Annotated in this window: 29 protein-coding genes and 1 pseudogene; 8 read left to right on the top strand and 22 right to left on the bottom strand. The window is 58.1% G+C overall.

Annotated features, from left to right (window positions below):
- Nucleotides 1-15 precede the first annotated feature (15 nt).
- The 4 genes from EV586_RS09220 to EV586_RS09235 form a co-directional block, all read right to left on the bottom strand.
- A complete protein-coding gene (locus tag EV586_RS09220; protein WP_132944806.1) occupies nt 16-1,185 on the bottom strand; it encodes an NAD(P)/FAD-dependent oxidoreductase in 1,170 nt (389 codons plus the stop codon).
- Nucleotides 1,186-1,498: 313 nt separating this feature from the next.
- Nucleotides 1,499-2,170, bottom strand: a complete 672-nt coding sequence (tenA, locus tag EV586_RS09225) for a thiaminase II (RefSeq protein WP_132944807.1) — start codon at nt 2,168-2,170, stop codon at nt 1,499-1,501.
- A 61-nt stretch (nt 2,171-2,231) separates the two neighbouring features.
- On the bottom strand, nt 2,232-2,831 hold the full coding sequence (locus EV586_RS09230; protein WP_132944808.1) for a CYTH domain-containing protein: 600 nt from the start codon (nt 2,829-2,831) through the stop codon (nt 2,232-2,234).
- Between the two features lie 106 nt (nt 2,832-2,937).
- Nucleotides 2,938-3,573 (bottom strand): CAP domain-containing protein, encoded by a 636-nt coding sequence (locus EV586_RS09235; protein ID WP_243652995.1) that lies wholly within the window; start codon nt 3,571-3,573, stop codon nt 2,938-2,940.
- A gap of 115 nt (nt 3,574-3,688) precedes the next feature.
- Between EV586_RS09235 and EV586_RS09240 the strand changes: the two genes are divergently transcribed.
- The 3 genes from EV586_RS09240 (at nt 3,689) to EV586_RS09250 (ending at nt 5,114) form a co-directional block, all read left to right on the top strand.
- Nucleotides 3,689-4,582 carry a LysR family transcriptional regulator gene (locus tag EV586_RS09240; protein WP_132944809.1) on the top strand — a complete coding sequence of 298 codons (894 nt, stop codon included), beginning with the start codon at nt 3,689-3,691 and terminating at the stop codon, nt 4,580-4,582.
- A gap of 41 nt (nt 4,583-4,623) precedes the next feature.
- Nucleotides 4,624-4,791, top strand: a complete 168-nt coding sequence (locus EV586_RS09245) for a twin-arginine translocase TatA/TatE family subunit (protein ID WP_132944810.1) — start codon at nt 4,624-4,626, stop codon at nt 4,789-4,791.
- Between the two features lie 128 nt (nt 4,792-4,919).
- Nucleotides 4,920-5,114 (top strand): hypothetical protein, encoded by a 195-nt coding sequence (locus tag EV586_RS09250; RefSeq protein ID WP_132944811.1) that lies wholly within the window; start codon nt 4,920-4,922, stop codon nt 5,112-5,114.
- A 37-nt stretch (nt 5,115-5,151) separates the two neighbouring features.
- On the opposite strand, the gene EV586_RS09255 is transcribed toward EV586_RS09250, so the two are convergent.
- The 8 genes from EV586_RS09255 to EV586_RS09290 form a co-directional block, all read right to left on the bottom strand.
- The gene (locus tag EV586_RS09255; RefSeq protein WP_132944812.1) at nt 5,152-5,970 is read right to left on the bottom strand and encodes a hypothetical protein; all 819 of its coding nucleotides are present in this window, start codon (nt 5,968-5,970) and stop codon (nt 5,152-5,154) included.
- Between the two features lie 14 nt (nt 5,971-5,984).
- A complete protein-coding gene (gene bcaP / locus EV586_RS09260) occupies nt 5,985-7,379 on the bottom strand; it encodes a branched-chain amino acid transporter BcaP (RefSeq protein ID WP_132944813.1) in 1,395 nt (464 codons plus the stop codon).
- A gap of 63 nt (nt 7,380-7,442) precedes the next feature.
- Nucleotides 7,443-8,033 (bottom strand): SpoIIE family protein phosphatase, encoded by a 591-nt coding sequence (locus tag EV586_RS09265; protein WP_132944814.1) that lies wholly within the window; start codon nt 8,031-8,033, stop codon nt 7,443-7,445.
- A gap of 70 nt (nt 8,034-8,103) precedes the next feature.
- Entirely contained in the window at nt 8,104-8,514 is a 411-nt protein-coding gene (locus EV586_RS09270) for an anti-sigma regulatory factor (RefSeq protein WP_132944815.1), read from the bottom strand.
- 3 nt (nt 8,515-8,517) lie between these two features.
- The gene (locus EV586_RS09275; protein WP_132944816.1) at nt 8,518-8,877 is read right to left on the bottom strand and encodes an STAS domain-containing protein; all 360 of its coding nucleotides are present in this window, start codon (nt 8,875-8,877) and stop codon (nt 8,518-8,520) included.
- Nucleotides 8,877-9,674, bottom strand: a complete 798-nt coding sequence (locus EV586_RS09280; RefSeq protein ID WP_165898467.1) for an STAS domain-containing protein — start codon at nt 9,672-9,674, stop codon at nt 8,877-8,879. Before EV586_RS09280 ends, EV586_RS09275 begins: the two co-directional genes overlap by 1 nt.
- Before the next feature lie 161 nt (nt 9,675-9,835).
- Nucleotides 9,836-10,912 carry a bifunctional phosphoglucose/phosphomannose isomerase gene (locus tag EV586_RS09285; RefSeq protein ID WP_207893881.1) on the bottom strand — a complete coding sequence of 359 codons (1,077 nt, stop codon included), beginning with the start codon at nt 10,910-10,912 and terminating at the stop codon, nt 9,836-9,838.
- Nucleotides 10,913-11,032: 120 nt separating this feature from the next.
- Complete coding sequence (locus tag EV586_RS09290; protein ID WP_165898469.1) at nt 11,033-11,791, bottom strand: CDP-alcohol phosphatidyltransferase family protein; 759 nt, start codon at nt 11,789-11,791, stop codon at nt 11,033-11,035.
- A 225-nt stretch (nt 11,792-12,016) separates the two neighbouring features.
- Here EV586_RS09290 and EV586_RS09295 point away from each other — a divergent pair, with 225 nt between their 5' ends.
- The gene (locus tag EV586_RS09295; protein WP_132944819.1) at nt 12,017-12,421 is read left to right on the top strand and encodes a hypothetical protein; all 405 of its coding nucleotides are present in this window, start codon (nt 12,017-12,019) and stop codon (nt 12,419-12,421) included.
- On the opposite strand, the gene EV586_RS09300 is transcribed toward EV586_RS09295, so the two are convergent.
- Complete coding sequence (locus EV586_RS09300) at nt 12,396-13,484, bottom strand: HD-GYP domain-containing protein (protein ID WP_132944820.1); 1,089 nt, start codon at nt 13,482-13,484, stop codon at nt 12,396-12,398. The genes EV586_RS09295 and EV586_RS09300 overlap by 26 nt on opposite strands.
- A 161-nt stretch (nt 13,485-13,645) precedes the next feature.
- Between EV586_RS09300 and EV586_RS09305 the strand changes: the two genes are divergently transcribed.
- Both EV586_RS09305 and EV586_RS09310 read left to right on the top strand, forming a co-directional pair.
- On the top strand, nt 13,646-14,833 hold the full coding sequence (locus EV586_RS09305) for an ornithine cyclodeaminase, nickel-pincer nucleotide-dependent (RefSeq protein WP_132944821.1): 1,188 nt from the start codon (nt 13,646-13,648) through the stop codon (nt 14,831-14,833).
- A gap of 91 nt (nt 14,834-14,924) precedes the next feature.
- On the top strand, nt 14,925-15,536 hold the full coding sequence (locus EV586_RS09310) for a hypothetical protein (protein ID WP_132944822.1): 612 nt from the start codon (nt 14,925-14,927) through the stop codon (nt 15,534-15,536).
- A gap of 59 nt (nt 15,537-15,595) precedes the next feature.
- Here the strand turns inward: EV586_RS09310 and icmF are convergent, their stop codons facing one another.
- From icmF to EV586_RS21710, 7 genes and pseudogenes are all read right to left on the bottom strand, one after another.
- Complete coding sequence (gene icmF / locus EV586_RS09315) at nt 15,596-18,841, bottom strand: fused isobutyryl-CoA mutase/GTPase IcmF (RefSeq protein WP_132944823.1); 3,246 nt, start codon at nt 18,839-18,841, stop codon at nt 15,596-15,598.
- 3 nt (nt 18,842-18,844) lie between these two features.
- Complete coding sequence (locus EV586_RS09320; RefSeq protein ID WP_132944824.1) at nt 18,845-19,507, bottom strand: TetR/AcrR family transcriptional regulator; 663 nt, start codon at nt 19,505-19,507, stop codon at nt 18,845-18,847.
- A gap of 169 nt (nt 19,508-19,676) precedes the next feature.
- Nucleotides 19,677-20,270, bottom strand: a complete 594-nt coding sequence (locus tag EV586_RS09325; RefSeq protein ID WP_132944825.1) for a hypothetical protein — start codon at nt 20,268-20,270, stop codon at nt 19,677-19,679.
- A 281-nt stretch (nt 20,271-20,551) separates the two neighbouring features.
- The gene (locus tag EV586_RS09330; RefSeq protein ID WP_132944826.1) at nt 20,552-20,779 is read right to left on the bottom strand and encodes a YqgQ family protein; all 228 of its coding nucleotides are present in this window, start codon (nt 20,777-20,779) and stop codon (nt 20,552-20,554) included.
- 13 nt (nt 20,780-20,792) lie between these two features.
- Complete coding sequence (locus EV586_RS09335; protein ID WP_132944827.1) at nt 20,793-21,599, bottom strand: DUF3109 family protein; 807 nt, start codon at nt 21,597-21,599, stop codon at nt 20,793-20,795.
- Entirely contained in the window at nt 21,596-22,033 is a 438-nt protein-coding gene (locus tag EV586_RS09340; protein WP_132944828.1) for a hypothetical protein, read from the bottom strand. Before EV586_RS09340 ends, EV586_RS09335 begins: the two co-directional genes overlap by 4 nt.
- Nucleotides 22,034-22,150: 117 nt before the next feature.
- A pseudogene (locus tag EV586_RS21710) lies at nt 22,151-22,391 on the bottom strand (gluconate kinase); the annotation flags it as partial.
- 153 nt (nt 22,392-22,544) lie between these two features.
- Here EV586_RS21710 and EV586_RS09350 point away from each other — a divergent pair.
- Nucleotides 22,545-22,940: a hypothetical protein gene (locus EV586_RS09350; RefSeq protein WP_132944829.1), complete on the top strand. Its 396-nt coding sequence runs from the start codon at nt 22,545-22,547 to the stop codon at nt 22,938-22,940.
- A gap of 44 nt (nt 22,941-22,984) precedes the next feature.
- Nucleotides 22,985-23,908, top strand: coding sequence for a 1,4-dihydroxy-2-naphthoate octaprenyltransferase (gene menA / locus EV586_RS09355; protein ID WP_132944830.1), 924 nt, complete (start codon nt 22,985-22,987; stop codon nt 23,906-23,908).
- Nucleotides 23,909-23,924: 16 nt separating this feature from the next.
- Here the strand turns inward: menA and EV586_RS09360 are convergent, their stop codons facing one another.
- Nucleotides 23,925-24,422: a phosphatase PAP2 family protein gene (locus EV586_RS09360; protein ID WP_132944831.1), complete on the bottom strand. Its 498-nt coding sequence runs from the start codon at nt 24,420-24,422 to the stop codon at nt 23,925-23,927.
- 64 nt (nt 24,423-24,486) lie between these two features.
- Nucleotides 24,487-25,638, bottom strand: coding sequence for a hypothetical protein (locus tag EV586_RS21310; RefSeq protein ID WP_132944832.1), 1,152 nt, complete (start codon nt 25,636-25,638; stop codon nt 24,487-24,489).
- Between the last annotated feature and the right edge of the window lie 186 nt (nt 25,639-25,824).

Raw genomic sequence — 25,824 nt, forward strand, 5'->3', positions numbered from 1 at the left:
GACCGCCTCCGTAAACTAGGACTTGAGCAGGGCGCCGATCTTCGCCAGGTAGCGGTACTTGGACGCGTCTTTCACGCGATACGCAAGCCACCCCTTCGCTTTCATCTTGCTGCCGAGCGAGCCGATCGCTTCTTTGCGGCCGAGGGACGCCACTGCACCGAGCAGCACCGGATCGAACTTTTCTTTCTTGATGTGCTTCATCGAGGAGTAGATGTTCACCGCAGCGTTTTCCCCCATCTGGGTGGAGATCTGCGCAGTCGGCGGGTACGGACGGCCGTTCGGCGCCAGCACGAAGCAGGAGTCACCGATGATCCACGTATCTTCGTTGCCGACAGCACGCAGGTACTCGTCCACTTTCGCACGGCCGCGCGGCTCGGTTTCGAAGCCCGCTTCCGCCACGACCGGAACGCCGCGCACGCCGCCCGTCCAGATCATCGTCTCGGTCGGGATGGTGTCGCCCGACTTGAGGTGCACCACGCCCGGCTCGACTTGGACGACCGGAGTGCCAATGATGAACTGCACGCCGCGCCCTTCCAAGGACTTCTTGGCGATCGAGACCAGCTCTTCATCAAAGCCCGGCAGGATCATCGGCGCTGCCTCGACGTTGATCAGCTTGATCTTGTCTTTCGGCACGTTGTGCTTCGCCGCCAGCACCGGCAGCATGTCGGCCAGTTCACCAACCAGCTCGATGCCGGTGAAGCCTGCACCGCCGACGACGAACGTCAGCTTGCTGTCTTTTTTGTCCTGATTGTATGTTTTCAAGCAGTTCTCGATGTGTTCGCGAATGCGGTTCGCCTGGTTGACAGACTTCAAGGTGAAGCTGTACTCTTTCAGGCCCGGAATGCCGAAGTACTCTGTCTCGGAACCCAGTGCAACGACCAGGTAATCGTAGGACAGCTTGCTGTTCTCCAGCGTGACTTCTTTCGCCTCTTTGTCGATCGACACGACCATGTCCTTGACGAACTTGATCTTCTTCCCGCCAAGGATCGAGTTGATCGAAAGCGTGACATCTTTTTCTGCTTTGGCGCCGACTGCCGGTTCGTGCAGCTGGGTCACCAATTGATGATATTCATGTTTATTGACAAGGATAATCTCTACTTCTTGTGCCGTCGTCAACTTGTTCAGTTCAAGTGCACAGACGAGACCAGCGTAGCCGGCTCCTAGAATTACGACTTTTTTCGCCATGATTCCCCACCCTAATTGTGTCGAATTTCACATACTTGATTCTCATTCTAGCAAATCTGTGACATTCGTCAATGAAATTTGTTACTTTTTTATGAATTTCATTGTCTGACAATTGCAAAAGCTTCTGGATATGTGGTATCATATAGCGGGTTTGCCACGTGCGACGCGCATCGTGTCGAGACTTGTCGAACCACTGACTCTACAGCAGGTTGCAGCAGGTTGTATCAAAATTGTTCCCGCTTTTGACATCGCTCACACTGGAAAAATAAAGCGTCCCTGCCGCGGCGGGGACGCTTTTTGGTTCTATCAGGTCTTAGACCGGCCACTCTTCCATCCGGTACGCCATCTCCCAGAACATCCATTCATAGCGGCTGCCGGTCAGATACAGCTCGGTCAGGCGGCGGCGCTCTGCGTCTGAAAAATCGACGGCGATGTCGTCGAGCCAGCCGCGCAGCCAGTCGGACAGCGACTTGAACTCATCGGACGCGTACATCGCGATCCATTCGGTATAGAGCGATCCGCTCTCCAGTCCGCCCTGTTCCTTCAGGCGCACGGCGATCTCGTGATAGCCCCATTGGCAGGGCAGGATCGCGGTGACCATCTCGGCGATCGTGCCCGTTTGCACGGTATGCAGCAGATGGCGCGAATAGGCGTGAGTGGTCGGTGCGATGCGCGCCGTCTCCAGATCGCGCGGCGTCAGGCCGAATTTGGCGGCGTACTGGCGGTGCAGGTCCATCTCCACATGGAGCGTGGCGTGCAGCAGTTCCGCAAATTTGCCCATCGTCTGCAGATCTTCGCTTTTCGACGCCGCGAGCGCAAACAGCCGGCTAAATTCGATCAGGTACAGGTAATCCTGCACCATGTAATAGGCGAAACGCTCGCTCTCAAGCGTTCCGTCCCCCATTCCGACGACAAACGGGTGCGCATGGATCTGCTCCCAGATCCCCGCCCCCGTCGCGCGGAGCTGTTCGGAAAACGTGTTCATAAAATCCTCTCCTCTGCCCGCAAGTGTGGGCTGCTCTAGTCTGCACAAGGATGTTACGAACTTAATTTTGCACGAGATGCAGCGCGTAGGCAAGCTTGGAAACGGCGCTTTGCTCCACCTGGCTGCTATGCTTAGCACGAAACGCGGCGGTCAGCTCCAGCAGGCGCGCTTCGTCTCCCGATACGAGCTCGAACTCGATCTCGTACAGCGGGTAGTCGCGCCCGTTGCCGGTGATCACAACGTCGTCGAAGCACACTTCGATCTGCACCGTCGGCTCCTCGATCAGGTACACATAGCGCTTGGTCGTCATCGCCACATGTGGCACGATGTCTTCATAGCGACAGCCGATCTCGGCGAGCAGATTCTGCAGAATGAGGCTGTCTTGCGGCAAGGAATCCAGCGTGCCTTCGTACGCCTCCTCGATCTCCTCGCGCTTGTGCGACTCTTTCGTGTCGCGCTTGATGTTGACGATCGAGCGCCCTTTGACCAGGCGCAGACGCAGACCGATCTTGCGGCGGTCGAGCTCGCCGTCGCGAGTGTTGAAATACTGGTTGGTCTGCTCCTCGATGTGGTCGAGCTTGTATGTACCCTCAAAATCTTCCCGGATCTTCTGCCAGGAATCTGCGTCGGTGCGAAATTTGACTTCCGTTTCGATTGCCATGTTGGGGCTCCTCTCGTCTGGCCTTTCTTCCTTCTCGTAGCCTTATAGTAGCATAGAAAAGCCAGTCGGGCAGTGCCCGGCTGGCTTAGGTCATCGATCCGGTAGCCTAACGCTTGATGAACTGCTGCGTCCAGTACACTTTGTACGAACCGCCAAACGCCACGCCGCAGCCGATCTCCGCGTATTCGGCCTTGAGGATGTTTTCGCGGTGGCCCGGGCTCTTCATCCACGAAGCGACGACCGCTTCCGGCGTCTGCTGTCCGGCGGCGATGTTCTCACCCGCCGTGGAATAGGTGATGCCGAAGCTTTTCATCATCGTAAACGGCGAACCGTAGGACGGTGAGTTGTGCGAAAAATAGTTGCGGTTGCGCATGTCTTCCGATTTCACGCGGGCGCAGCGCTGCAGCTCCCAGTTCATTTTCAAGGGGCGCAGGCCGAGTTTGGCGCGCTCGGCGTTGGTCAGTTGCACGACGCGGTTCTGGAACTGCACGACTTTCGGGTCGAGTTGCGGGATGATCAGCTTCTGGCCCGGATAGATCAGACTCGGATTCTTCAGATTGTTGGCGCCGACGATGTCCGACACCCCGATCTGATATTTCACCGCGATCTTCCAGACGCTGTCGCCCGGCTGCACGGTGTAGGAAACGGCCGCTTCCGCTTCCGCTGTCTGGGTGAAGGACGGCAGGACGATCGTCGAAGCCAGCATCAGAGCAGCCACTGTGGTCTTGATCCATTTTTTCACGTTCTCGACTCCTCCTTCTCCTGTAACTTGCACAGGTAGTGTGCGCAGAGGAAGGCTCATTGCGCCACGTAAACTCTGGTACAATAGGAGGAGAGGACCAGAAGGGGGCCTTTTAGTGATCAACACGCATTTGCAAGTGTTTGCGATGGTCGCGGAGAAGAAGAGCTTCTCCCGGGCGGCCGAAGCGCTGCGCCTGACCCAGCCGGCGATCTCGCAGCAGATTCATACATTGGAAGAGTATTATGGCACCAAACTGTTTGAACGCACCAGCAAGCGGGTCGAGCTGACCGCCGCCGGCGAAACCCTGCTTCCCTATGCCAAGCAGATTCTCGACCTCTCCGCGAAAAGCAAAGGGGCGCTCGATGACCTGATGGGGCGGGTGACCGGGAAGCTGACGATCGGCGCGACCTTTACGATCGGAGAATACATCCTGCCGCAAGTGCTCGCCGAATACACGCAGCGCTTTCCGGAAGTTGAACTCAACATGCTGATCCACAACACGGAAGAGATCGGCGAGATGATGCTCGATTACAGCATCGATGCCGGGGTGGTCGAAGGACGGCTGCAGCATCGCCATCTGACCTTGACCCCTTTTCTGGATGACGAAGTGGTGCTGTTTGCGCCGCCTTCCCATCCGCTGGCCCGTTCTGCAGCTGTGCGCGCCGAACAGTTGGAAGAGCACGCGTTCATCCTGCGCGAAGCAGGTTCCGGCACGCGGGCGACCGCAGAAGATTATTTGCAAAAAATCGGGGTCGAGCCCCGCAAAGTGATCTCGATCGGCAGCACGCAAGGCATCAAAGAAGCGGTCGAAGCGGGGATGGGTCTGGCCATCCTCTCCCAATGGTGCGTCCGCCGCGAGCTGCAGACGGGCAGCCTGAAGCGCCTGACCGTGGACGCCTTTCGCTACTCCCGTCCGCTGTCTGTGCTGGAGCGGGCCGGCCGGTTTCAGTCGCGGGCGGCTTCTGAATTTGTCAGCCTGGTGCAGCACTATGCATATCCGAAAGCCTAGCGGAACACCCTAAGCGGAAACGATGGCTGGAGGTGAGCGGGATGCTTGCCAACATCGGCGTGCCGGGCATGATCTTGATCCTCGTGCTCGCCCTGATCGTGTTTGGTCCGAGCAAACTGCCAGAGGCAGGGCGCGCGCTCGGCAAAGGGCTGCGCGAGTTTAAAGAAGGAATGCGGGATGTTGTGAAGGAGCAGGAAGACGACAGGTAAGACGAAACCACTGTCCGATCGCGGGCGGTGGTTTTTTGCTGGACCTGCTTCTGTGATGTGTCGAGTAAGTCCTTTCCCCGCCGGGTACGCTACAAGGGAACTCTACGCCTGAGGGGAGGTCCGGCCAGATGGATCAACGCGAACTGCAGCTCAACATCGAGACTTATGTCCTGCAGCAACTGCAAGCAGGAAACAGCATCGAGTCGGTGGTCGATGTCGCCAACCAGCTCGACGTGCCGGTGACGATGGTCGACCGCGCGATGCGCAACCTGACCGCGCAAGGCTATCCCGGTCTGCCGTACAGCAACGCGACCGAATACTAAGCGAAAGAGGTCGTGTCCCAGGAGACACGACCTCTTTTTATTTCCAAATGTCGGTGATGTGGTCGGCTGCCGCATGCGCCGTCTCATCAAGATCGCCTTTGACCGCTTGTCCGGCATAGCGTTGAAATTTCTTCACATGGTCGGCGCTGTTCGTAATATGCACCGTCCCGATGTTCTTATCCATCGCACGGATCTTCGCGGCGATCCGCTCCTGAATCGGCTGCGGGATGTCGCCTTCCGTTTTGACATCGATCCGCTCGTTGGCTTCACGGGGCGCTTTGACCATTTTGGCTTTGACTTTCCGGTCTTCGTTCAGCGCGACAAACGCATGGCCCTTCTCATCGACCAGCACGATCGCTTCGACGACGCCTTCCAGCTTGGACACTTCGGCCGACATGTTGCCGCTGTGGCGCAGTTGCACCGCTTTGGCCGGCTTCTCGGCCTCCGCCTCGCCTTTGACCTTCGCCCGCTCTGCCTCCTTCTTCACGCCGGGCCGGAGCCCTTCCAGACGATCTTTGGCGCCAGGGAGGACATAGAGCAGCCCTTGGCCCTTTAAGCGCTCTTTACGCTGACCCAGGCTCTCCGACTCGCCCGCTTTCTTCTCACCCTCTTTTTTCTCCTTGGCGATCTGCGGGTCTTCCTTCTTCTTGCCGGCCGTTTTGGCGCCTCCACCACCGCCTTCTCCACCGCCGCCGCCGGCATCGGCCGCCTGCTCCTTGTTCGGCTTCTTGGCCGTGCCGCCGTTCTCCTGAATCTTTTGCCGCTCATACGGTGTCCGCAAGATCCCGCAGGCGGTCGTTGCGGTGGACGCGAGCGCCATCGCCAGCGTCAATGCCACCCATTTGCTCGCACGCATCGTAACACCTCTTTCTAGTTGTCGTTCAACACCGAGTGATGGCGGGAATAGAGAAAATACACGATCAGCCCGATCGAAAGCCAGATCACAAATGCGATCCACGTCAGCGCTTTCAACTGTGTCATCAAGGTCAGGCAAAAGAGGATCGACAACATCGGCACGACCGGAACGCCCGGCACTTTAAACACGCGCGGCAGGTCCGGCTGCGTTTGGCGCAAGACGAGGATCGCCACCGAGACGAGCGTAAAGGCGGCCAGCGTCCCGATGTTGGTCAACTCCGCCAACTGCCCGAGCGGCACGAACCCGCCGACCAGCGACGAAACGATGCCGACCATCCACGTCGACCCGAGCGGCGTCTGAAACTTCGGATGGACGGTGGAAAACATCCGCGGGAGCAGCCCGTCGCGCGACATCGCGAAAAAGATCCGCGTCTGCCCGTACGTCATCACGATCAGCACGGTGGTCATGCCGAGGATCGCCCCCAAGTCGATAAAGCCGGCCACCCAGTTCTGTCCCGCCACTTGCAGAGCCAGCGACACCGGATGCGCGATCCCTTCAAAGCGCGGATACTCCACGATCCCGGTCATCACCGCCGAGACGACCACATAGAACAGGGTGCAGACCACAAGAGAGTAGATGATGCCGCGCGGCAGGTCGCGCCTCGGGTCGCGCGCCTCTTCCGCTGCCGACGCCACCGCGTCAAAGCCGATGTAAGCGAAAAACACCAGCGCCGATGCCTCGAGCACCCCTTTGAATCCGAAAGGCAGAAACGGCGTCCAGTTCGCCGGTTTCACATAGCCGACCCCGACGACGATAAACAAGAGCACCACCGCCACCTTGATCAAGACCATGATGTTGTTCACCCGCGTCGACTCTTTGATGCCTACCGACAGCAACGTGGTGACAAGCAGGATGATCACAAAGGCGGGCAGGTTGAAATAGGTGGTGACGCCTTTCACCGCGCCCGGCGCTGCGCTCAGCACCGTCGGCAAATGCAGACCGAAGCCTGCCGCCAGCGACTGCGCATAGCCGGACCAGCCTGCCGAGACGGCCGAAGTGGCCAACGCGTACTCCAAGATCAGATCCCAGCCGATCAGCCAGGCGATAAACTCGCCGAGCGTGGCATAGCTGTAGGTGTAGACCGACCCGGACACCGGGACCAGCGACGCGAATTCGGCGTAGCAGAGCGCCGCAAACGCACAGACGATGCCGGAGATGATAAACGACAAGATCAGACCGGGACCGGCGGTCAGCGCCCCTTCCCCGGTCAGCACGAAGATGCCCGTCCCGATGATCGCTCCGACCCCCAGCATCGTCAGGTCCCACGTGCCCAGCGTTTTTTTCAGCGTTTTGCCCTCTTGAGAGGTGCGGATCAGTTCTTGGATGCTTTTCGTTCGAAACAACGACATGGCTGTATCTCCCTTAGGCTGCACGGAATAAAAAAACGGCGGTTTCCGAAATGGAATCCACCGTTAGGTTTTGTTGCTGTCCGCTTTCTCATTCAGTTGGTTTGCCGTGCAGACCTGTTCCAGCACCTGCGGGTCGCTGCGCCCCAGCCGCACGACCAGCGCCAACGCGTCGTCCTGTCCTGTGGAGAACAGTTCGATCACGTCAAGTGCTGTCCGCTCCGGCGGGCGATGCCAGATCTCCAGGTGCGCGCGCAGATTGCCCTGCACCCCGTCGGTGTGCAGCAGCAGCCGGTCACCTTCCAGATAGGGAAAGGAGAACTGCAGCGGCGCAATTTCACGATACCCGAGAATGCCGCTGACCATCCGCTTCGATGAGATCGCTCCGATGCGGGCGTTAATGTGCCAAAAAGCGATGTTGCCGATCCCGCTGTAGGTGACGATCTTGGCGGCCCGGTCGAGCAAAAGCGCCGCCACCGCCGCGCCGCGCGTCTGGCGCATCTGCTTGTGACTCCACAACAGCAGGTCGGGCAAAGGCATTAGCGGCGCTGCTTGAATCAGACTGCACAAAGTATCCACCGCTTCAAAGGCGCGCAGCCCATGACCCAGCCCGTCGGCGACGACGATCAGCGTCTTGCCGCCGTAGTCGCGCACCATATACCCGTCTCCGCTGTTCGGCTCGAGTGGGGAGATCGCTACTCCGATTCTGATCGTCGCCCACTCCTCTCTAATAGCTGCGGTTGTGCAACCATTTACGAATGGTGATCCGCGTGCCCGCACCCGGTGCGGTATCGATTCGAAACTCGTCCATCAAACGCTTGGTCCCAGGCAGCCCCATGCCCAGACCGTTCGACGTGGAGAATCCGTCCAGCAGCGCAAGGTTGAGATCTGCAATCCCAGGCCCTTTATCGGCCGCCAACACCTCGATTCCCACATCCCCGTGTTCGCCATGCATCGCCGTCACTTCCACGACGCCAGAGCCCGCATACAGGATGATGTTCCGTGCGAGCTCCGATATGCTGATCGCGATTCGCGTCTGATCCACCACTGAGAACCCCAACTGCCGCGCGATTTCACGGCCTCTCTGGCGGGCGACAATCGCATCCGTTTCGCTGAGAATCTGTATTGTGTCCTGCATCTGCTACGCTCCCGTGTTCGGATTTCTGAGCCATTCGAATCCTTTTTCGACCGTTAGTGCCGTATATACACCTTGGAACTTCAAGCCGAGTTCGATCATCGTGATGGCGACTTGCGGACTCATCCCCGTAATGGCGGTGCGGGAGCCCATCAGCTTTGCCATCTCTGCGATCTCGTTGAGGATTCTGCCCATAAAACTGTCGATGAGATCGACGACCGAGATGTCGATGAGCAGACCCTGGCATTCTGTTTCCTTGATCTTCACGAGTATGTTGTGCTTGATGGCGATCGCTTCATCATCGGTGATGCCATTGCCGAGCGTGACGATGAGTACATCGTTCATTTTCAAGATCGGTACCTGCATCAGATAACACTCTCTTCCACTTGAAGTCTGTCCGGTTCACGCGTCTTCAAAATGTGAGCGAGACCTGCCTGCAGCGTTGCTTTGGTGACGATGTCGCCAAGCGATACGCCAAGCATGACCAGCGTCTGCGCCACCTCCGGACGAATCCCGGTCAGGATGCACTCCGCACCGACCAGACGTCCCGCTTCGACCGTTTTGATCAGGCGCTCGGCGACACCGGTGTCGACGATCGGCACGCCCGTGATGTCGATGATCACATGCGGGCACTTGGTGCACACGATCTCTTCGAGCAGGTTCTCCATGATACCTTTCGCGCGCTGAGTGTCGATCGTCCCGATCAGCGGCAGGGCGAGGACGCCTTCCCAGACCTGGATCACCGGCGCAGACAGCTCCTGGATCGCCAGCGCCTGGGCTTTGATCACCTGTTCGCGGCGGTTGATATATTCTTCATAGTAAAAATGCGACATTTTGCTAAACATGCGGTCCAGTTGGCCGATCACGGCGTAGATCACGCTGAGTTCCGCGCCTTGCATCGCCTGCAGCCGGTGGAAGATCACTTCTTTGAGCGTCAAAGCGTATGGCATGAAGGATTTCGGGCTCGACCCGGCCTGCGTGCCGAGCAGCGACAGTTCCTGCAGCAAACGGTTAGCACCTTCCCGCTCATCCACGCGGTTGTTATCGGACTGCTCATCAAGCAATTTGATCAGACTGCCGAGAAAGCGTTCACTTTGCTGTGTCAGATATTCTCTGCCAAACCGATCCAGCATGTCCGAGCCTTGTTCGGCCAGCAGATGCATCCATTCTTCTAAGACTCCTTGTTGATCCGCTATGAGTATGCGGAGAGTTTCGATCGAGCGCATCTCCATCCTCCGTTTCCAATCCAACCCTCTTGAAATAAAAAGCTCCGTTACACACGGAGCTTTCATTTTTAAAGCGTAAACTACGATCTATCACTTCGTCAAGGTACGTCTGTTAATCGTTGCTTGAGAAGTTCGATTTTTTCGACAGGTGTCGGATCGAGGCCGTACAGCACCGCCAGATAGGAGGACGCATAATCGCCGACATAGAGCAGCGAAAACATCTGCGCCAGGTCGCTTTCGCCCAGCGCCTTCAGTTCGGTCTGCCCGCAGGCAGCGTCGGCCAGCACTTCGCCGCCGGTAATCTCGATCCGCTTCTGGACGCGCGAATGATGACGGCTGCAGGTCAGCGTGATGATCTCCAGCTTTTCGATCAGTTCCTGCGGCACATCAAAGCCGACGATCTCATTGTGATTGAGCTCCGGATAGCAGTGCGCAAACGCAGGGGTCTGCGCATTCTCATTGAGCTGCGTCTTCCATCTGTATGCGATCGCTTCGGTCAATCCGGCCGCGCCGTGGATCAGCGGTATCTTGCCGTAGAGCTTGCGGGCGATCTGCTTGGCGAGGTTCTGCTCGGTCTGCGCTTGCGGCGCCAGCAGTTTGCGCATCTCGCGGAGCAGGCGCAGGGTCTCCTCGATCTCCGCCGTCGCGTTCGGCAACAGACCGGCCTGCTGCAGCAAGATCAGCTGCGGGATGAACAGGTAGCCGGCCGCCGCCCGCGGCTGCAAGCCCCCCGGCACGGTGATCACAGGATGGCCGTCCCGCCAAGCCTGCTTTTTCAAATGTCCCCCTGCGGTGATGGCGACGATCTGCGCCCCGCGCGCTTTGGCGTCCGCGTAGGCGGACAGCGTCTCTTCCGTGTTGCCCGAATAGGAGACGGCGATGACCAGCGTGTCTTTTCCCACATAGGAAGGCAAGGTATAGCTGCGATTGACGAGAATCGGCACCGGGCACTTGTCGCCGGCATAGGTGCGCAGCATATCGCCGCCGACCGCCGAGCCGCCGAGTCCCGTGATGACGATCGTCTGCACGAGAGACGCATCAAATATAGCACCCGTGTGTTTCATCAGGCGCACCGCTTCCTCCAGCTGTTCCGGCAGCCCGTAGAGTGCTCCGAACATCTCGGACGGGTCGTGTGCGGCCAGCAGCGTATCATCATCCAGGTCGAAAGGTTCCACAGTCGCTTCCCCCTTTACGGCGTTTCTCCAGCTCCCTTACCTAAACAGTAGTCCTGCGGTCCGTCGATTATGACAGAAAACCCCCTTTGGGAATCATCCCAAAGGGGGCAGCCATACAGGTTAACGCCAGCCGGCGCGCTTCCAATAGCGGTATACGTCGAACAGCAGATGCCAGAGCACGGTGATGACCAGCGTCAGCAGCAGCCCGAAGATCGGCAGCTGCACGATCGGCATCAGGCAGAAGATGATCGCCTGGCTCTCGATGACCGAAAACGGCGTGACGATCGTGAATTTGCGGTACAGGCGGGCTTGGAACGGCGTCATCGACATCCCGTTGATCACGATCGGCTCCGGAGCGGCGCTGCTGTCTGCCGCTGTGGTGTCCGCTTTGGCGGCGGCGCTGTTTTCGATCGTCTCTTTGATCAGCAGGTCGCCTTTGGAGAAGGCGCGGGTATAGATGTAGAGACCGGCCAGCACCCAGGATGCGGTGAGCATCCAGCCGTCGAGCTCCCCGACGCGCTGCTGGCCGTAGACGAGGGCGAGCACGAGCAGGGCGAGTTTCAGCTCATCCAAAATATGATCGAGCCAAAAGCCGAAATTGGAAGACTGCTTCGTCTTGCGGGCCACATAGCCGTCGCAGCAGTCCAAAATGTAGGACAGTTGATAGAGCAGGCCGCCGAGCACCAGCATCCACGGCGTGCCGAGCGCAAAACACCACACGGCAAACAGGGCGATGACAAAAGAGATCACGGTGATCTGATTCGGCGTGATCTTCGTTTTGCAAAACGCTTCGGAGATCGGCACCGACAGAGGCAATGTCGCATACGCATCCCACGGGGACGGATAGCGCACATACGGGTTGTCGCGCAGTTTGAACAAAGGAAGCATCCTTTCTCTAAAACAAATCTGGTCTCGAAGACACATCTGGAAAAGCGAATCCGGAAAGCAAATTCTAACCTCTAACTTACCCATATCCCGGGTGTTTGTAAAGATCGTGCCCTTCTATGGTAGACTACCTGTATTGGCTGGAAAGGACTGATCGTTATCGCTACTCTGTTTCATGACCTTGCGGAAATCTTCCGCGGGCAGGTCGGCGCGCCGTTCGTGCTCGATTACAGCGAAGAGAGCCTGAAGGACGCCGACCGCCTGCTCTCCCTGATCACCGAGCCTGGCCAGACGCCTGAGGAGACGCTGGTGCTGTCGGTCGGCGCCTATCTGGGCGAGACGACGCTGCAGCTGCTCGGCGGCGAATGGCGCCTCGATGAGGAGGTGCTGACCGACTCGTCTGTGCTGATCGGCGGCTGTGAGCTGTGGCCGTTCCGCCGCGTGCGCCAGCGCATCTACTACGGTACCGCCAACCCGCTGTACGCGTGGTTCGAAATGGCGCGCGCCGGTGCGCAGCAGGAAGTAAAAAAGCTCCTGCACGGGCAGGAGCAGGCGACGCTGATCCGCCCGACCGGGCAAGATCCACTGGTGATCAAGATCACAAAATCTCCTCGCAATCGGTGATCATCAAGGTCAGATCCTGCGAGAGATCCACTTCGTGCGGATGCTGCAGGTCACGGCCTTCAGCATCTTTCAGCACGCGCAGGATCGGCCGGTGCGGGTACTTGGTGTTGATGTCGACGACCACCGCCGTCTCGCCCGAGTTGAGCGTCACCGTCAGCCCCAGCGGGTACAGCGCCACGTTGTCGCGGAACTTGCGGATCAGGTCGCCGTCGAACTGACCGGTCGAAGCAAACAGAATCTCCAGCGCTTCGTGCGGCAGGTACGCTTTGCGATAGACGCGGTTGGATGTCAAGGCGTCGTACACATCGGCGATGCCGACGATCTGTCCGTAGAGATGGATCCCATCGCCTTGCAAGGAACGCGGATAGCCGGAGCCGTCCAGCCGCTCATGGTGCTGCAGGGCGCAGTGTGCAGAGATCAGCGGGATGTCGTCATGCTCTTTCAAAATCTCATAGCCCCAAAAGGCATGCTGCTTCATCAGCGCGTACTCTTCGTCGGTCAGCTTGCCCGGCTTCATCAGGATCTCCATCGGCACCATCGTCTTGCCGATGTCGTGCAGCAACGCCCCGATGCCGAGGTCGATCAGCGCATCGCGCTTCAGCCCGAGCGCCATGCCAAGCGCCGCCGAGTAGATGCCGACGTTGACCGAGTGGCTGTACAGGTAGTTGTCGGTCGTATAGATGCCGGTCAATTGCAGCATGACCTGCTTTTTCGATTGCAGATCATACAAGATGTCTTCAAAGACGCCGCGAAACTCCCGCCCCAGGCGCGGGTTGGCGATCGAGCGCATCCATTTGCGCGACTCGATCATCTGCGAGAAGGTCTCGTACACCACTTTCACCGCGCGGCTGCGCGTCGGTTCGGAGATCGCGTCCTCGATGATCAGATCGCTCGTTCTGGGATCGTCTATGTAAACCTGTGTCACGTTCAGGTCGAGCAGCCGTTGAATCATACTCTGGCTCAGCTCTTTCCCTGCTGCTAAAAGCACGCTGCCGTTGCTGCTGTAGATTGGTTTGGCCAGCTTCGCTCCCGGCTGTAACGCGTCGGTCGAAGTCATATGCATGGCGATATCACCCCTTAGTACATCTGAGGATATTCGACAAGTTTCGCGTTTTACCTGCTTTCCTTCCGAATCGCAAAAATTCAATATGTAAATGCTATCAATTGATGTAGGAAAATTGTATACTTAAAAAAAGCATAATTCCCAGGGAGGGTTCATTCCACATGTACATACAGGAAGTCTTTGAGTTGCATGCACATACACCGACGCTGGTCGATTTAGAAGATCTCGCAGCCCGCGAAGACGCCCATCTGGAACTGCACGGCACCAAGCCGATGCGCTTCTCGATCTACGTGTCCCCGGAGCGTTTGGAGCACGTCTCGGCACTGTTTATCGAACAAGGCTGCAAGCGTATCCATTCCACCGAGCTCAAAATGGAACCGGCGCCGAAAGACGGCGTGGTGCCGGACGATTTTCATGCCACTTCCAATAAACCGACCTTTATCTTCCGCGACGGCAACTGGATTCCGGTCACCCGTTTGCGCATGGACGGCGTGATCACGTTTGACGAAAACAACACACCGTTTTGCAACCTGATGCGCGACGTCATCGCAGGCGAAGACATCGTCGTCGGCCACGGCGGCATCCGCATCGCCTTCCTCGACCTGCCGACGAAAAATGAAGAGGAGTTCGGCTTCATGCAAGGGGACGTTTCTTCGGAGCGCCAGAATCCGGTGATCATCCGCAAGATCGCCCGCGATATGAAAGCGATCCGCGACCGCGGCGGCCGCATCGTCTTCGTGGCAGGCCCCGGCGTGATTCACACCGGCGGCATGGCTCCGTTCTGCGGCCTGATCGAAAAAGGCTATGTACAGGCAGTCCTGTCGGGCAACGCGCTGGCGACGCATGACATCGAAAACGCGCTGTACTCGACCTCGCTTGGCATCAGCACGAAGACGGCCGACGTCGTCTCCGGCGGCCACCGCCACCACTTGTCGGCGATCAACCGCATGCGCTTCCACGGCTCGATCGAAAACGCCGTGCGGGCGGGCGAGCTGCGCTCCGGCATCATGTACACGCTGGTCCAGCACAACGTGCCGTTCTCTCTGGCCGGCTCGATCCGCGATGACGGACCGCTGCCGGACACCGAGATGGACCTGTGCAAGGCACAGGCGCGCTACTCCGAGCTGGTGCAAGGCACCGATATGGTGATCATCATCTCGACGATGCTCCATGCGATCGGCACGGCGAACATGATTCCGGCGACCTGCAAGACGATCTGCGTCGACATCAACCCGGCGGTCGTCTCTAAGCTTGCCGACCGCGGTTCCACGCAGACGATCGGGATCGTCACCGACGCCGGCCTGTTCGTCGAACAGCTCAACCGCGAACTCGATCTGTTTGAAGTCTAAGAATCGCTGCCAACCGACCCGGCATTAGATGCCGGGTTTTCTTTTTTACGTTATACTAACGGAAGAGAGATGCAGATAGGAGGAACTATTCTTGTTGTCACTGCTTGGACGATTGATGTTCCGCTCACAGGAGTCAATCCAACTGCTGTTGCAAAAGCCCAATGCGAATCTGACAAGCCGCCTGGCCAACGTCGTCATTGTGCTGCTGATGATCAACATGGCGTTTTACTTCGCCATCGACCCCTTTTTCGAATCGCAATTTGGCAATTACAAATGGATTTTCGTGCTGCTGTTGCCGCCGGTGCAATTTATCGTGCAGCGCTTTTTGTTTGTGCTGACCTCGCGTCTTGGCCTGTTGATGTTTGCGTCCGACCGTCTGCCGGTCGACAAGATCGAACGCCAGTCGAAATGGAACCTGTTGAAAAAATACTATCCGTACACCTTTTATCCGACCGCCGTGCTAAGCGTGCTCGCCGCACCGCTGAGCGCCTCCTTTTTCCTGATCTTCCTCGTCTTCCTGGGGCTGATCTACATGTACCTGCTGCGCGTACAGCTGCTCAAAGAAGTGTTTGGCGTCTCCGGCGCGGTCGCCTTCTGGGGTCCGCTGCTCGTCGAACTGCTGATCTCCTTTGTGATCACCATGATCGTGTTTCTGCTCACCTTCATCGCGATCTCTGTGTTCAACATCCCGCTGGCTCCTTAATTGATTCGAAAGACAGCAAAAAGCGACTCTCCTTGCGAAGGGTCGCTTTTTTGTGTGTCTTACATGTTGCGGCGGTATTGTCCGCCCACTTCGTACAGAGCTTGGGTGATCTGGCCGAGGGAGCAGGTCTTGACCGTCTCCATCAGCTCGGCGAAGATGTTGCCACCGTTCATCGCCGTCGCTTTCAGCGACTTCAATGCTGCGGCCGACTCCGCTGCGTTTTCCGTCTGGAAGGCGCGCAGGTTGGCGATCTGCAGCTCTTTTTCTTCTTTCGTCGCGCGGGCCAGTTCGATCTCCGGCGCTTCATAGTCGTCGCCTTGGGTCTTCGGGTTGAGGTAGGTGTTCACTCCGATGATCGGCAGGGAGCCGTCATGTTTCTTGTGCTCATAGTACATCGATTCCTCTTGGATCTTGCCGCGCTGGTACTGCGTCTCCATCGCGCCGAGCACGCCGCCGCGGTCGGAGATGCGCTGGAACTCCTGAAGTACCGCTTCTTCGACAAGGTCGGTCAGCTCTTCGACGATGAACGCGCCTTGCACCGGGTTTTCGTTCTTCAAGAGGCCAAACTCTTTGGTCAGGATCATCTGGATCGCCATCGCGCGGCGCACCGATTCTTCGGTCGGCGTGGTGATCGCTTCGTCGTAGGCGTTGGTGTGCAGGGAATTGCAGTTGTCCTGCAGCGCCAGCAGCGCTTGCAGCGTGGTGCGGATGTCGTTGAAGTCGATCTCCTGCGCATGCAGGGAGCGGCCGGACGTCTGCACGTGGTACTTCAGCTTCTGCGAGCGGTCGTTGCCACCGTATTTGTTCTTGATCGCCGTCGCCCAGATCCGGCGCGCCACGCGGCCGATGACGGTGTATTCCGGGTCCATGCCGTTCGAGAAGAAGAACGACAGGTTCGGCGCAAAATCGTCGATGTTCATGCCGCGGCTCAAGTAGTACTCCACGTAGGTGAACGCGTTCGCCAGCGTGAAGGCCAGCTGCGAGATCGGGTTGGCGCCCGCTTCGGCGATGTGGTAGCCGGAGATGGACACCGAGTAGTAGTTGCGCACTTTGTGGTCGATAAAATACTGCTGGATGTCGCCCATCATGCGCAGGGCAAATTCGGTCGAGAAGATGCAGGTGTTCTGACCCTGGTCTTCCTTGAGAATGTCAGCTTGCACGGTGCCGCGCACGGTCGACAAGGTGTAAGCGCGGATCTTTGCCGCTTCTTCCTCGGTCGGTTGGCGGCCGTTGTCCGCTTCGAACTTCGCCAGCTGCTGGGTGATCGCCGTGTTCATGTACATCGCGAGGATCATCGGCGCCGGGCCGTTGATCGTCATCGACACAGAGGTCGACGGCGCGCAGAGGTCAAAGCCCGCATACAGTTTCTTCATGTCTTCCAAGGTGCAGATCGAAACGCCCGATTCCCCGATCTTGCCGTAGATGTCCGGGCGGTAGTCCGGATCTTCACCGTACAGGGTGACCGAGTCAAACGCGGTGGACAGGCGCTTCGCATCGTCGTTTTTGGACAGGTAATGGAAGCGGCGGTTGGTACGCTCCGGCGTCCCTTCACCGGCGAACTGGCGCTTCGGGTCTTCGCCTTCGCGCTTGAACGGGAATACGCCGGCGGTGTACGGGAACTCGCCCGGCACGTTTTCGTTCATCAGCCACTTCAGCAGGTCGCCCCAGTCTTCGTACTTCGGCAAGGCGACTTTCGGAATCTTGGTGCCGGAGAGCGACTCGGTGAACAGGATGGTGCGGATTTCTTTGTCACGGATCTTGGTGACAAATTCATCGGCGGTATACAGCTCTTTCAACTTCGGCCAGTTTTCGATCAGGCGCTTCGCTTCCGGATGCAGCTGTCCTTCGAAGTTGTCGATCTGCGCATCGAGCGCCGCCAGCATGTCCGTTTGGCCGTTGAACAGTTCACGCACGCCTTTCAGTTGGAACAGCTTGCGGGCGATCGCCGCCTGGGCGTTGATGAACTTCTTGTAGTCGCGGACCGAGCTGACGATCTCGCCGAGGTACTGGGTGCGCTCCGGCGGGATGATGTAGTTCTTCTTGGAGATGCTCTCTTTGACATCGAGCTGGGACTCCCAATTCAGGCCCTTTTTCTCGTTGATCTTGTCGATCAGGGCGCGGTAGAGGACGTTGGTGCCCGGGTCGTTGAACTGGCTGGCGATCGTGCCGTAGACCGGCATGTTGTCAGCGTTTTGCTCCCACAGGTTGTGGTTGCGCTGATATTGCTTCTTGACGTCGCGCAACGCGTCCTGCGAGCCTTTGCGCTCAAACTTGTTGATCGCGACGAGGTCGGCAAAATCGAGCATGTCGATCTTCTCCAACTGCGACGGCGCGCCAAACTCGGACGTCATCACGTACAAGGAGAGGTCGGTGACTTTGGTGATCTCCGCGTCGCCTTGGCCGATGCCCGACGTTTCAACGATGATCAGGTCATAGCCTGCCACTTTCACCACGTCGATCGCTTCTTTGATCGCCGCCGACAGCTCGGAGCGGGATTCGCGGGTCGCCAGCGACCGCATGTAGACGCGGGAGTTGTTGATCGCGTTCATGCGGATGCGGTCGCCGAGCAGCGCGCCGCCGGTCTTCTGCTTCGACGGGTCGACGGAGAGGATGGCGATCGTCTTGTCGGTGAAATCGTTCAGGAAACGGCGCACCAGTTCGTCGGTCAAGGACGATTTGCCCGCGCCGCCGGTGCCGGTGATGCCGATGACCGGCACGTTCTGCACCGAATCGCGGATCTCGGTGAGCAGCTTTTGGTGCTGTTCATCATTTTGGTAGACCGCTTCTTCCGCCACGGTGATCAGCTTGGCGATCGCCAGGGCATTTTTCTCTTTCAGCTTGGCCAGTTCCGCTTCCGCCTGCTTGGCGGTCGGGAAGTCGGAGCTCTCCAGCATGTGGTTGATCATGCCCTGCAGGCCCATCTTGCGGCCGTCTTCCGGCGAGTAGATCTTGGCGATGCCGTAGTTTTCCAGATCGCGGATCTCTTCCGGGACGATGACGCCGCCGCCGCCGCCGAAGATCTTGATGTGCGTCGCGCCGCGCTCTTGCAGCAGGTCGTAGATGTATTTGAAAAACTCGACGTGGCCGCCTTGGTAAGACGAGATCGCGATGCCTTGCGCGTCTTCCTGCACCGCCGCGTTGACGATCTCTTCGGCGGAGCGGTTGTGGCCAAGGTGGATGACTTCTGCGCCCGACGACTGCAGAATGCGGCGCATGATGTTGATCGATGCGTCATGGCCGTCAAACAGCGCGGAGGACGTAACAAAGCGAACCTTATGTTTCGGACGATAGATGGTGGTCTCCATGTATCAGGTTTCCCCTTTCCCGTGGCCCGGTCTTGATGAAGCCGGGCAGATTTCCTGCAGCAGCAAAGATGTTTGCTTTTCCGTGTACTGCTCAAGGGTATAAATGCGATGCAGTGCCCAGCGGCGGAATGTCCACATCTGGCCGAGCACAACAATGTTGTGTGCGAATAGCTTGACGCTGTCGGCGGAGAGCAGCAGCGTGCCGTCGGAGCGTCCACGCTCGAGAATGCCGGCGAACAGGCCGGTGATCTCAGCTTCCTGGCGCAGCACCAGCTTCAAACGGTCGTCGGACAGCGATTTCGTTTCCTGATAGATGAGCAGCACATAGTCTTGCAATTCGTCGACACAGGCAAAAAAGTGCCGGATCGATGCGACCAGCAAGTCCCGGCCCGGCGCAGTGCCGTGCAGCACTTCGTCGAGACGCCGTTTCACCTCGCTGTGAATGTAAGCGCAGACCAGATAGAGCACATCTTCTTTGGACTCAACATATTCGTAGAGCGTTCCGATGCCAAGCCCGCTGGCTTTGGCAATCTCGCGCGTCGTCGTCTTGTGAAAGCCTTTCTCCACAAACAGGTCGACAGCCGCCTTGACGATCTGCCGGCGCCGCTGCTCGACCAGCTGCGGATCGGCGACGCGGGAGGGAATCGGTCTGGAGTTGTCTGTCATCTCACACCTCCCCTCCAACCGACTGAGCGCTCGCTCGGTTATGATTCTCTTTCAGTGTATTCGGTTTCAGGGCGGTTCGTCAATGCAAAAAGTACGGGAACATACAAAAGAGAGCGGATCGAAATCCGCTCTCTTGTAATCCGTAACGTATCGGATGGTATAAGTTAAATTACTTAGCCAAAGTGCCTTCTTTGTTGATCACTTTGTAGGAGTTGCCGTCTTTCTTGACGGTGTAGGTGAGGCCTTTGTAGGTCAAAGCGTAGTTGCCGTCTTTAGCTTCGACTTTTGCATCTTCGTATTTAGCGGTCGCGGACAGCGCGTTTGCGCGGATCGCTTCAGCTTTTGCAATTTCGGTCTCAGCTTTGAAGTCTTTTTTGTTCTTCTTCGCGAGAGCTTCGATTGCTTTGTTCGCTTGGTCGAGCAGAGCCTTGTCGCCGAGGAGTGCGGAGTATTCCTTGTCAGCCAGTGCGGAATCCCAGTAGGTGCCCAGGAATTTCAGAGCTTCGTCTTTGGACTTAGCCGGCTTGGAGAAGGTTACTTCTTTGTCGCCTTCCAGACCTTTGACGGTGGAGAACTGAGATTGCAATTTTTCTTCCGCGATTACTGCAGCTGCGAATACAGCCTTGTAAGTTTTTTCTGCGTCTTCTTTTTTCGGAGCTTCAGCAGCCGGCTTGTCGGTGGTAGCTTCGCTACCGCAACCTACGCCAGCAACAACGGTCGTTGCGAACGCTGCAGCCAGAAGAAGTTTCGAGAACTTTTTCATAACTAAAATTCCCCCTTTTCAGGCACGAGTGTATCACAGAAAACTCACAATTGGGAATAGCACTTTAAAATTTCGCAATGTTCAAAATAGTGTTATTTATGCGCAAAATTGAATAATTATTCATATTTTATTCACCCTTTTCAGGGGGAATCTGGTGTTTAATGCGTTATCCTGCTAAACCGCTCCTTGGCAGCATGCCCAATTCTCAATATTTGTAAAAGAATAGCGGAATACCTGCTAATTTGCAGACTGAATATTCCTCGCATGATTTTTTCCAAAAATTATCGTTTTCCGGGACCGCCTTGGTCGAGTTCGGTATAGGCGCGGCGCAACGCCAGTTTGAATTTGGTGTAGTCTTCCGTGTCGAGATGCTTGTCTTCGTAAAGGTCATCCAGTTCCAGATCCATCAGCACGATGTCGTCGATCTGGCTGCCGGTGTAGATGATGATGGCAAATCGTTTGAGAAACTCGCGCACTTTCAGCACGTCACGATGGGTGTTGAGATCCATGGTTCCCCTCCTCTCAATCTCGCAGGCAAGCGGCTTCGATCTGCTGCCACAGCGTCTCGCCGAACGTGTTGCAGAGGATCTCCTTCATCTCTTGCCACGCCGGCCGGTAGCGCTCCGGCGCAAAGGCGTCTGCCGCCAGCTCCCGCCGCACGTTCGGGGAGATCTCCGCCGCCCGCGGCGTCCGCTCCGCCTGCAGGCGCAAAGGCAGGTTGGCGCAGACAAAATCGTCAAGGTACAGGCTGCCCCAGCGGGAGAAGCGGGCCGTCTCGGCTGTCAGCGCCGTGACCAGCACGCGCCCGTCCTCGCCTGTGATCAGCTCAAGTGGAAACAAGGAGCAGGAAAACGGTTTCATCTGCTCGGGTGCCAGTCCCTCCTCCAGCGCATAGCGGTGAGCGGCGCAGGCCGGCCCCGTCCCTTCGACCGCGCAGAGCAGGCAGTTGCCTTCGTGCGTGGCGATCGTCGGCAGTCCCTCCGTCTCGGCGTGCTGCTGCCAGAGCCCGTTTTGCCGGATCTGCTCCCGTTTCTCGTCAGGCAGGTGTCTCGCCGCGATCACCGGCAGATGCTGTTCGAGGAGCGGCACTTGCCTGACCGCGGGCGGAAACGGATAGCCGCCTTCGCAGCACGATTCGTGATGCGCGCGGTGACAGTGGCGGCAGTCGAGCTGAACGGGCGTATTCAAGGCGGGCAGATCGAGGTCATAGCCTGCCCACGCTTCGATCGCGCCGCTCTTGCGCCCCTTTTTCCAATACTTCTGCAGGTGGTACGCTTCGCGTTCCGTAAGCGTCAGCGGCGTGCCGACATAACGGTAGCGGGGCTTCATTCCGGCTGCGGCACCGGGTGCTTGATCTTGCCGATCTCGCGGATCTTCTGAATCTCTTCGACATCGATCTGGTTGGACAGCACGGCGGTGCGGAAGACGATGCCGGCGCGGCCTTCGTATTCGATGCCGTACAGGTCGAGCACGACGCCGGTCAGCATGTATTCTTCGTCGCCGAGGTAAACGGCGTTGATCAGCCCGAGGACCGCTTCGACGATCTTCTCCGGCCCTTGGTCGCGCAGGCCCTCGCTCACTTCGTCGAGGTAGCAGAGCAGGTCGACAAGGCCGACGTTCTTCCCTTCCACCTCGTACTGGTAGGCGCCGTCCACTTGGTGCGGGGTGAGGCGGCTCGGCGCCCACATCGCTTTCATCAGTTCATCGGTAAAGACGATCTGTCCGTTCTCAAACGTTACTTCTACATGTATTTGATCGCTCATCACGTGTCACTCCGCTCTCTGGGTTCGTAAAAGCCGAAAGTAATTATACCATAAAAATGCCGCCTGCTCCCAGAACGGGAAACAAGCGGCTCTTGAACCAGCGCCCGCTCAGTCGTTTTTGACGACCGCGTGGCCGCCGAATTCGTTGCGAATCCGCCGGACGCTGCGGTTGTCCGCCCAGATGATCACGCGGGTCAGCGGCTTGTGATCGTCTCCCAACGCGATCACCGAGTGCATCGCCGTGCTCATGCCGATCGCCACGGCCCGACTTGCGCAGCGCCCCGCGCAGGCCGAAGACCACCGCTTTGGTCGAGGTGGTGCCAATATCAAGTCCGATCACGACTTGCGTTTCTTTCATCCCCAATCCCACCTTTTGGCTAAGGAGTTCCGTTTGGGTAGTGTTTCCTGATGCGGAAAAAGTATCACTTCCGGCGAACCTAATATTGGAATCCTGCCGATTCCATAGTATAGTTAGACTCATAGAGAACCAGAGGCGAGCGGGGGAAGAACTGTGTACCAGACGGGAGACTTTGGACAGCTGATCGTGTTGTTTTTGCTGATGATGCCGGTGCTATTGTTTTTGGGGTACCATCTGGCCAAACTTGCCTACGGGGACCGGGAGCATGCGGAGCCGACAGACGTTGTGGTCATGCCGCATGATCTGGCGTGGATGCAATATACGAGCGACATCAACATCATCACCGAGATCTCCCGCGTCGTCATCCGGCTGCGACAAGAGCCGCCCGTGACGTATGAACAGATCAAGCCGCTGCTCGAAACGTATGAAGCGCACAAGGTCGCCCAGGCGGTCGGGGTGTTCCACGTCTACCGGGAACAGGCGATTCGCGACTACCTGCGCACCGTTCAAACGACGAAAGCGGGCGCTCAACTGCGCCCGCACCTATAGCCCGGCCACACCATGACCGTACCGAAACAGAAAGGAACGAAACGATGCCTGCGAACGCCAAAGTGACCCGACCTTCTCAACTGCAAATCTGGCTTCGCGCCGTACGCGCTCCTTCTTTGATCTCCACGCTGATCCCCGTCCTGCTCGGCGGCGGACTGGCCCTGATCGACCGCGGCTTTGAAGGCTGGACGTTTCTGGCGATCATCATCGCCGTCATGCTCGTCCAGGCGGGAAGCAACCTCTTTAACGACTATTTCGACTACCACAAAGGCGCGGATGACGAATCGTCGCTCACCGCGCCCAATCCGCTGCGCCAAGGCTGGCTGTCCCTGTCGAGCGTCTATCGCGGCGGCTGGATCTGCTACCTCTCCGCAGCGCTGATCGGCGGCTACCTCCTCTCCGTCGGCGACTGGCTTGTGCTGGTCTTCGGCGTGATCGGACTGCTGCTCGGCTACCTGTACACCGGCACCCGCTATGCCCTCGCTTATCACGGGCTTGGCGAGCTGACCGTGTTTGTCGTGATGGGTCCGCTGATCGTGCTCGGCACCTACTACGCGATGGTGAAGATCCTCTACGGCCACGTGATCTTGAACGCGCTGCCGTTCGGCCTGCTCTCCGCCGCCGTGCTGCATGCGAAAAATGTCCGCGATCTGCGCCACGACCGCGCGATCGGCAAGCGGACCTTGGCGACGATCCTCGGCGAGCGCAAATCCAAGTGGGAGCTGTACGTGCTGCTGGCACTGAGCTACGCGATGATGGTGCTGATCTGGCTGCTCGGCTATACGCCGGTCTCTTCGCTGCTCGTGCTGATCACCTTGCCCTTGGCTTGGAAGACGGTGCAGATCGTCGCCCGGACGGACGATCCGATGGAGTTAAACCTCGGACTCGGGCTGTCGATGCTCTTGCAGTTGCTGTTTGGCATCTTGAATGTGTTTGGGATTTTCCTGTATTACTTTTTGCAGATCTAAAAAGCCATCTTCCCACTCAGGGGAAGATGGCTTTTTCGATGAGGATGGCGATCACTGTGCCCAGCACAGCGCCGAACGTCACATCGGACGGGTAGTGCAGGCCGACATAGACGCGGGAGACGGCGAGCACAGCCGCCATGAGCAGCATGCAGGCGCCGACGAGCGGCATGAGCAGCCAGACGGCCGCGGCGAGCGCAAACCCACAGGCGGCGTGGTTGCTCGGAAACGAGGCGCTGGGGCGGTGCTTGAGCAGCGGCGTGAATCCTTCTCTGACAAACGGGCGCACCCGAAAGCAGATGCGTCCGACCAGCTCGTTCACCCCGCGGGTGACGGTGGCGGCGAGGACGGCGAGCAGTGCGGCGAGGCGCTCCGTCCGGCCGCCGGGAATGGCGAGCAGGCCCAGCACGGCGAAGAACCAGAGCGGGCCGTATTTAGCGATATGCACCATCGTGCGGTCCAGCAGGCGGGAGCGTCCCACATAGCGGCGAATGGATTGCATCATCAGTTTGTCCATGGTACCCCCTGCATTTCAAAAGACCCTGCTCCGTCGAGGAACAAGGTCTTTTCTGTTACGTTGATTATCTTCTCGCTTCAATATACCCGTAATTCGAAGCTGTGTCGATATGGAATTGGACGCTGGAAGCGCCCGGGTAGACGCCGTTCCAATAGATGTCACGGCCGCTCTTGCTCGACGGGTTCGCTTTCGACATCCCGGCGACGATGCGCATGAACTCTTCATAGTACGCCATGCTCTCCCCTTGCGGAGTGAGCCGTTCGAAGCGCATGTTGATGGCGGTCGCCGTGTCGCCGCTGAAGGTGACTTCGACGATCGATGCCCCGCGCAGGTAGACGAGCTTCCCGCCGGAACCGCCGAGCGACTGGTTGAACTGGAAGAACGACTGCACGTCGGCGCGCGAGGCGCCCAGCACGGAGCTCAACACGCCACCGTCAATCAGCGCCGGAGTCTCCACCGGGGCAGGTGTCGGTTCCGGCTGCGGAGTTGGCGCAGGTGTCGGAGTCGGCTGCGGTGCAGGCGTCGGCTTCGGAGTGGGCGTCGGTGCCGGGGTCGGCTTGGTCGTCGACGGAGGCTGCTGCGGCGTGGTCGACGGCTGTTGGCCCGCCGCACCGCCCGGCAGATTGCCCGGCTTGCTCTGGCCTGCGTCCACCTTGCTGCCGGAGCCGGTCGTGCTGCCCTGCTGCGGCTGGTAGGATTGGAATGGATTCGGAGCGCCAGAAGCGACCTTCGTGCCGTTCGTCGGCTTGTTCGGCACCGGCTGCAAAATCGGCTTCGGCGCGTTATTTTCTTGCGAGACTTGCGTCAGACTCGCCCCGCCATCCGGCAGCAAGGCCAGATATTCGGGCGGGATTGGCTTGTTGTTTTTAATCAGATCGAGCACGATCACCAGAAAGGACAGGTCGTCAGCCTCGCTGTGCACCGCGCTGTCGTCAGAAGAGGACGGAGCCGGTGTCGATGTGCCCTTGGCCGGGTCGGCCGTGGCAGACAGTTCTTTGGACTGGTGTGCCTCTTTCCCTGTCTGGTCTTCCATCGCTTCGACAGGCGGCATGAACATCTGGAGCAGCAGCAAAAAGCCGCAGAGCGCGACCGACAGGAACGAGAACATCGCCCACGTTTTGCCGTACTTCCCCTTGTTCAGCACATTGCCTATCATCATTGCGATGGAGAACACAGCGATCACACCGAGCGCGATCAACCCAAGTGTCAGCAACATGCGTTCACCACCTTATCACCCATTGCTTATTCTTTTCCCCACATTTCGACATCGATCGTAAAAACTCCTGTTCACTTTTTAAAAAAGCGGCTGAAAGATACATATTATACATTATAGTTTACAAAGTTGTTTTTGTGGCCTATACTGAAGCCATAACCGATACAAATGTTGGGAACGCACCCAAGA

It is taken from the genome of Tumebacillus sp. BK434, from assembly GCF_004340785.1.
Classification (GTDB): domain Bacteria; phylum Bacillota; class Bacilli; order Tumebacillales; family Tumebacillaceae; genus Tumebacillus_A.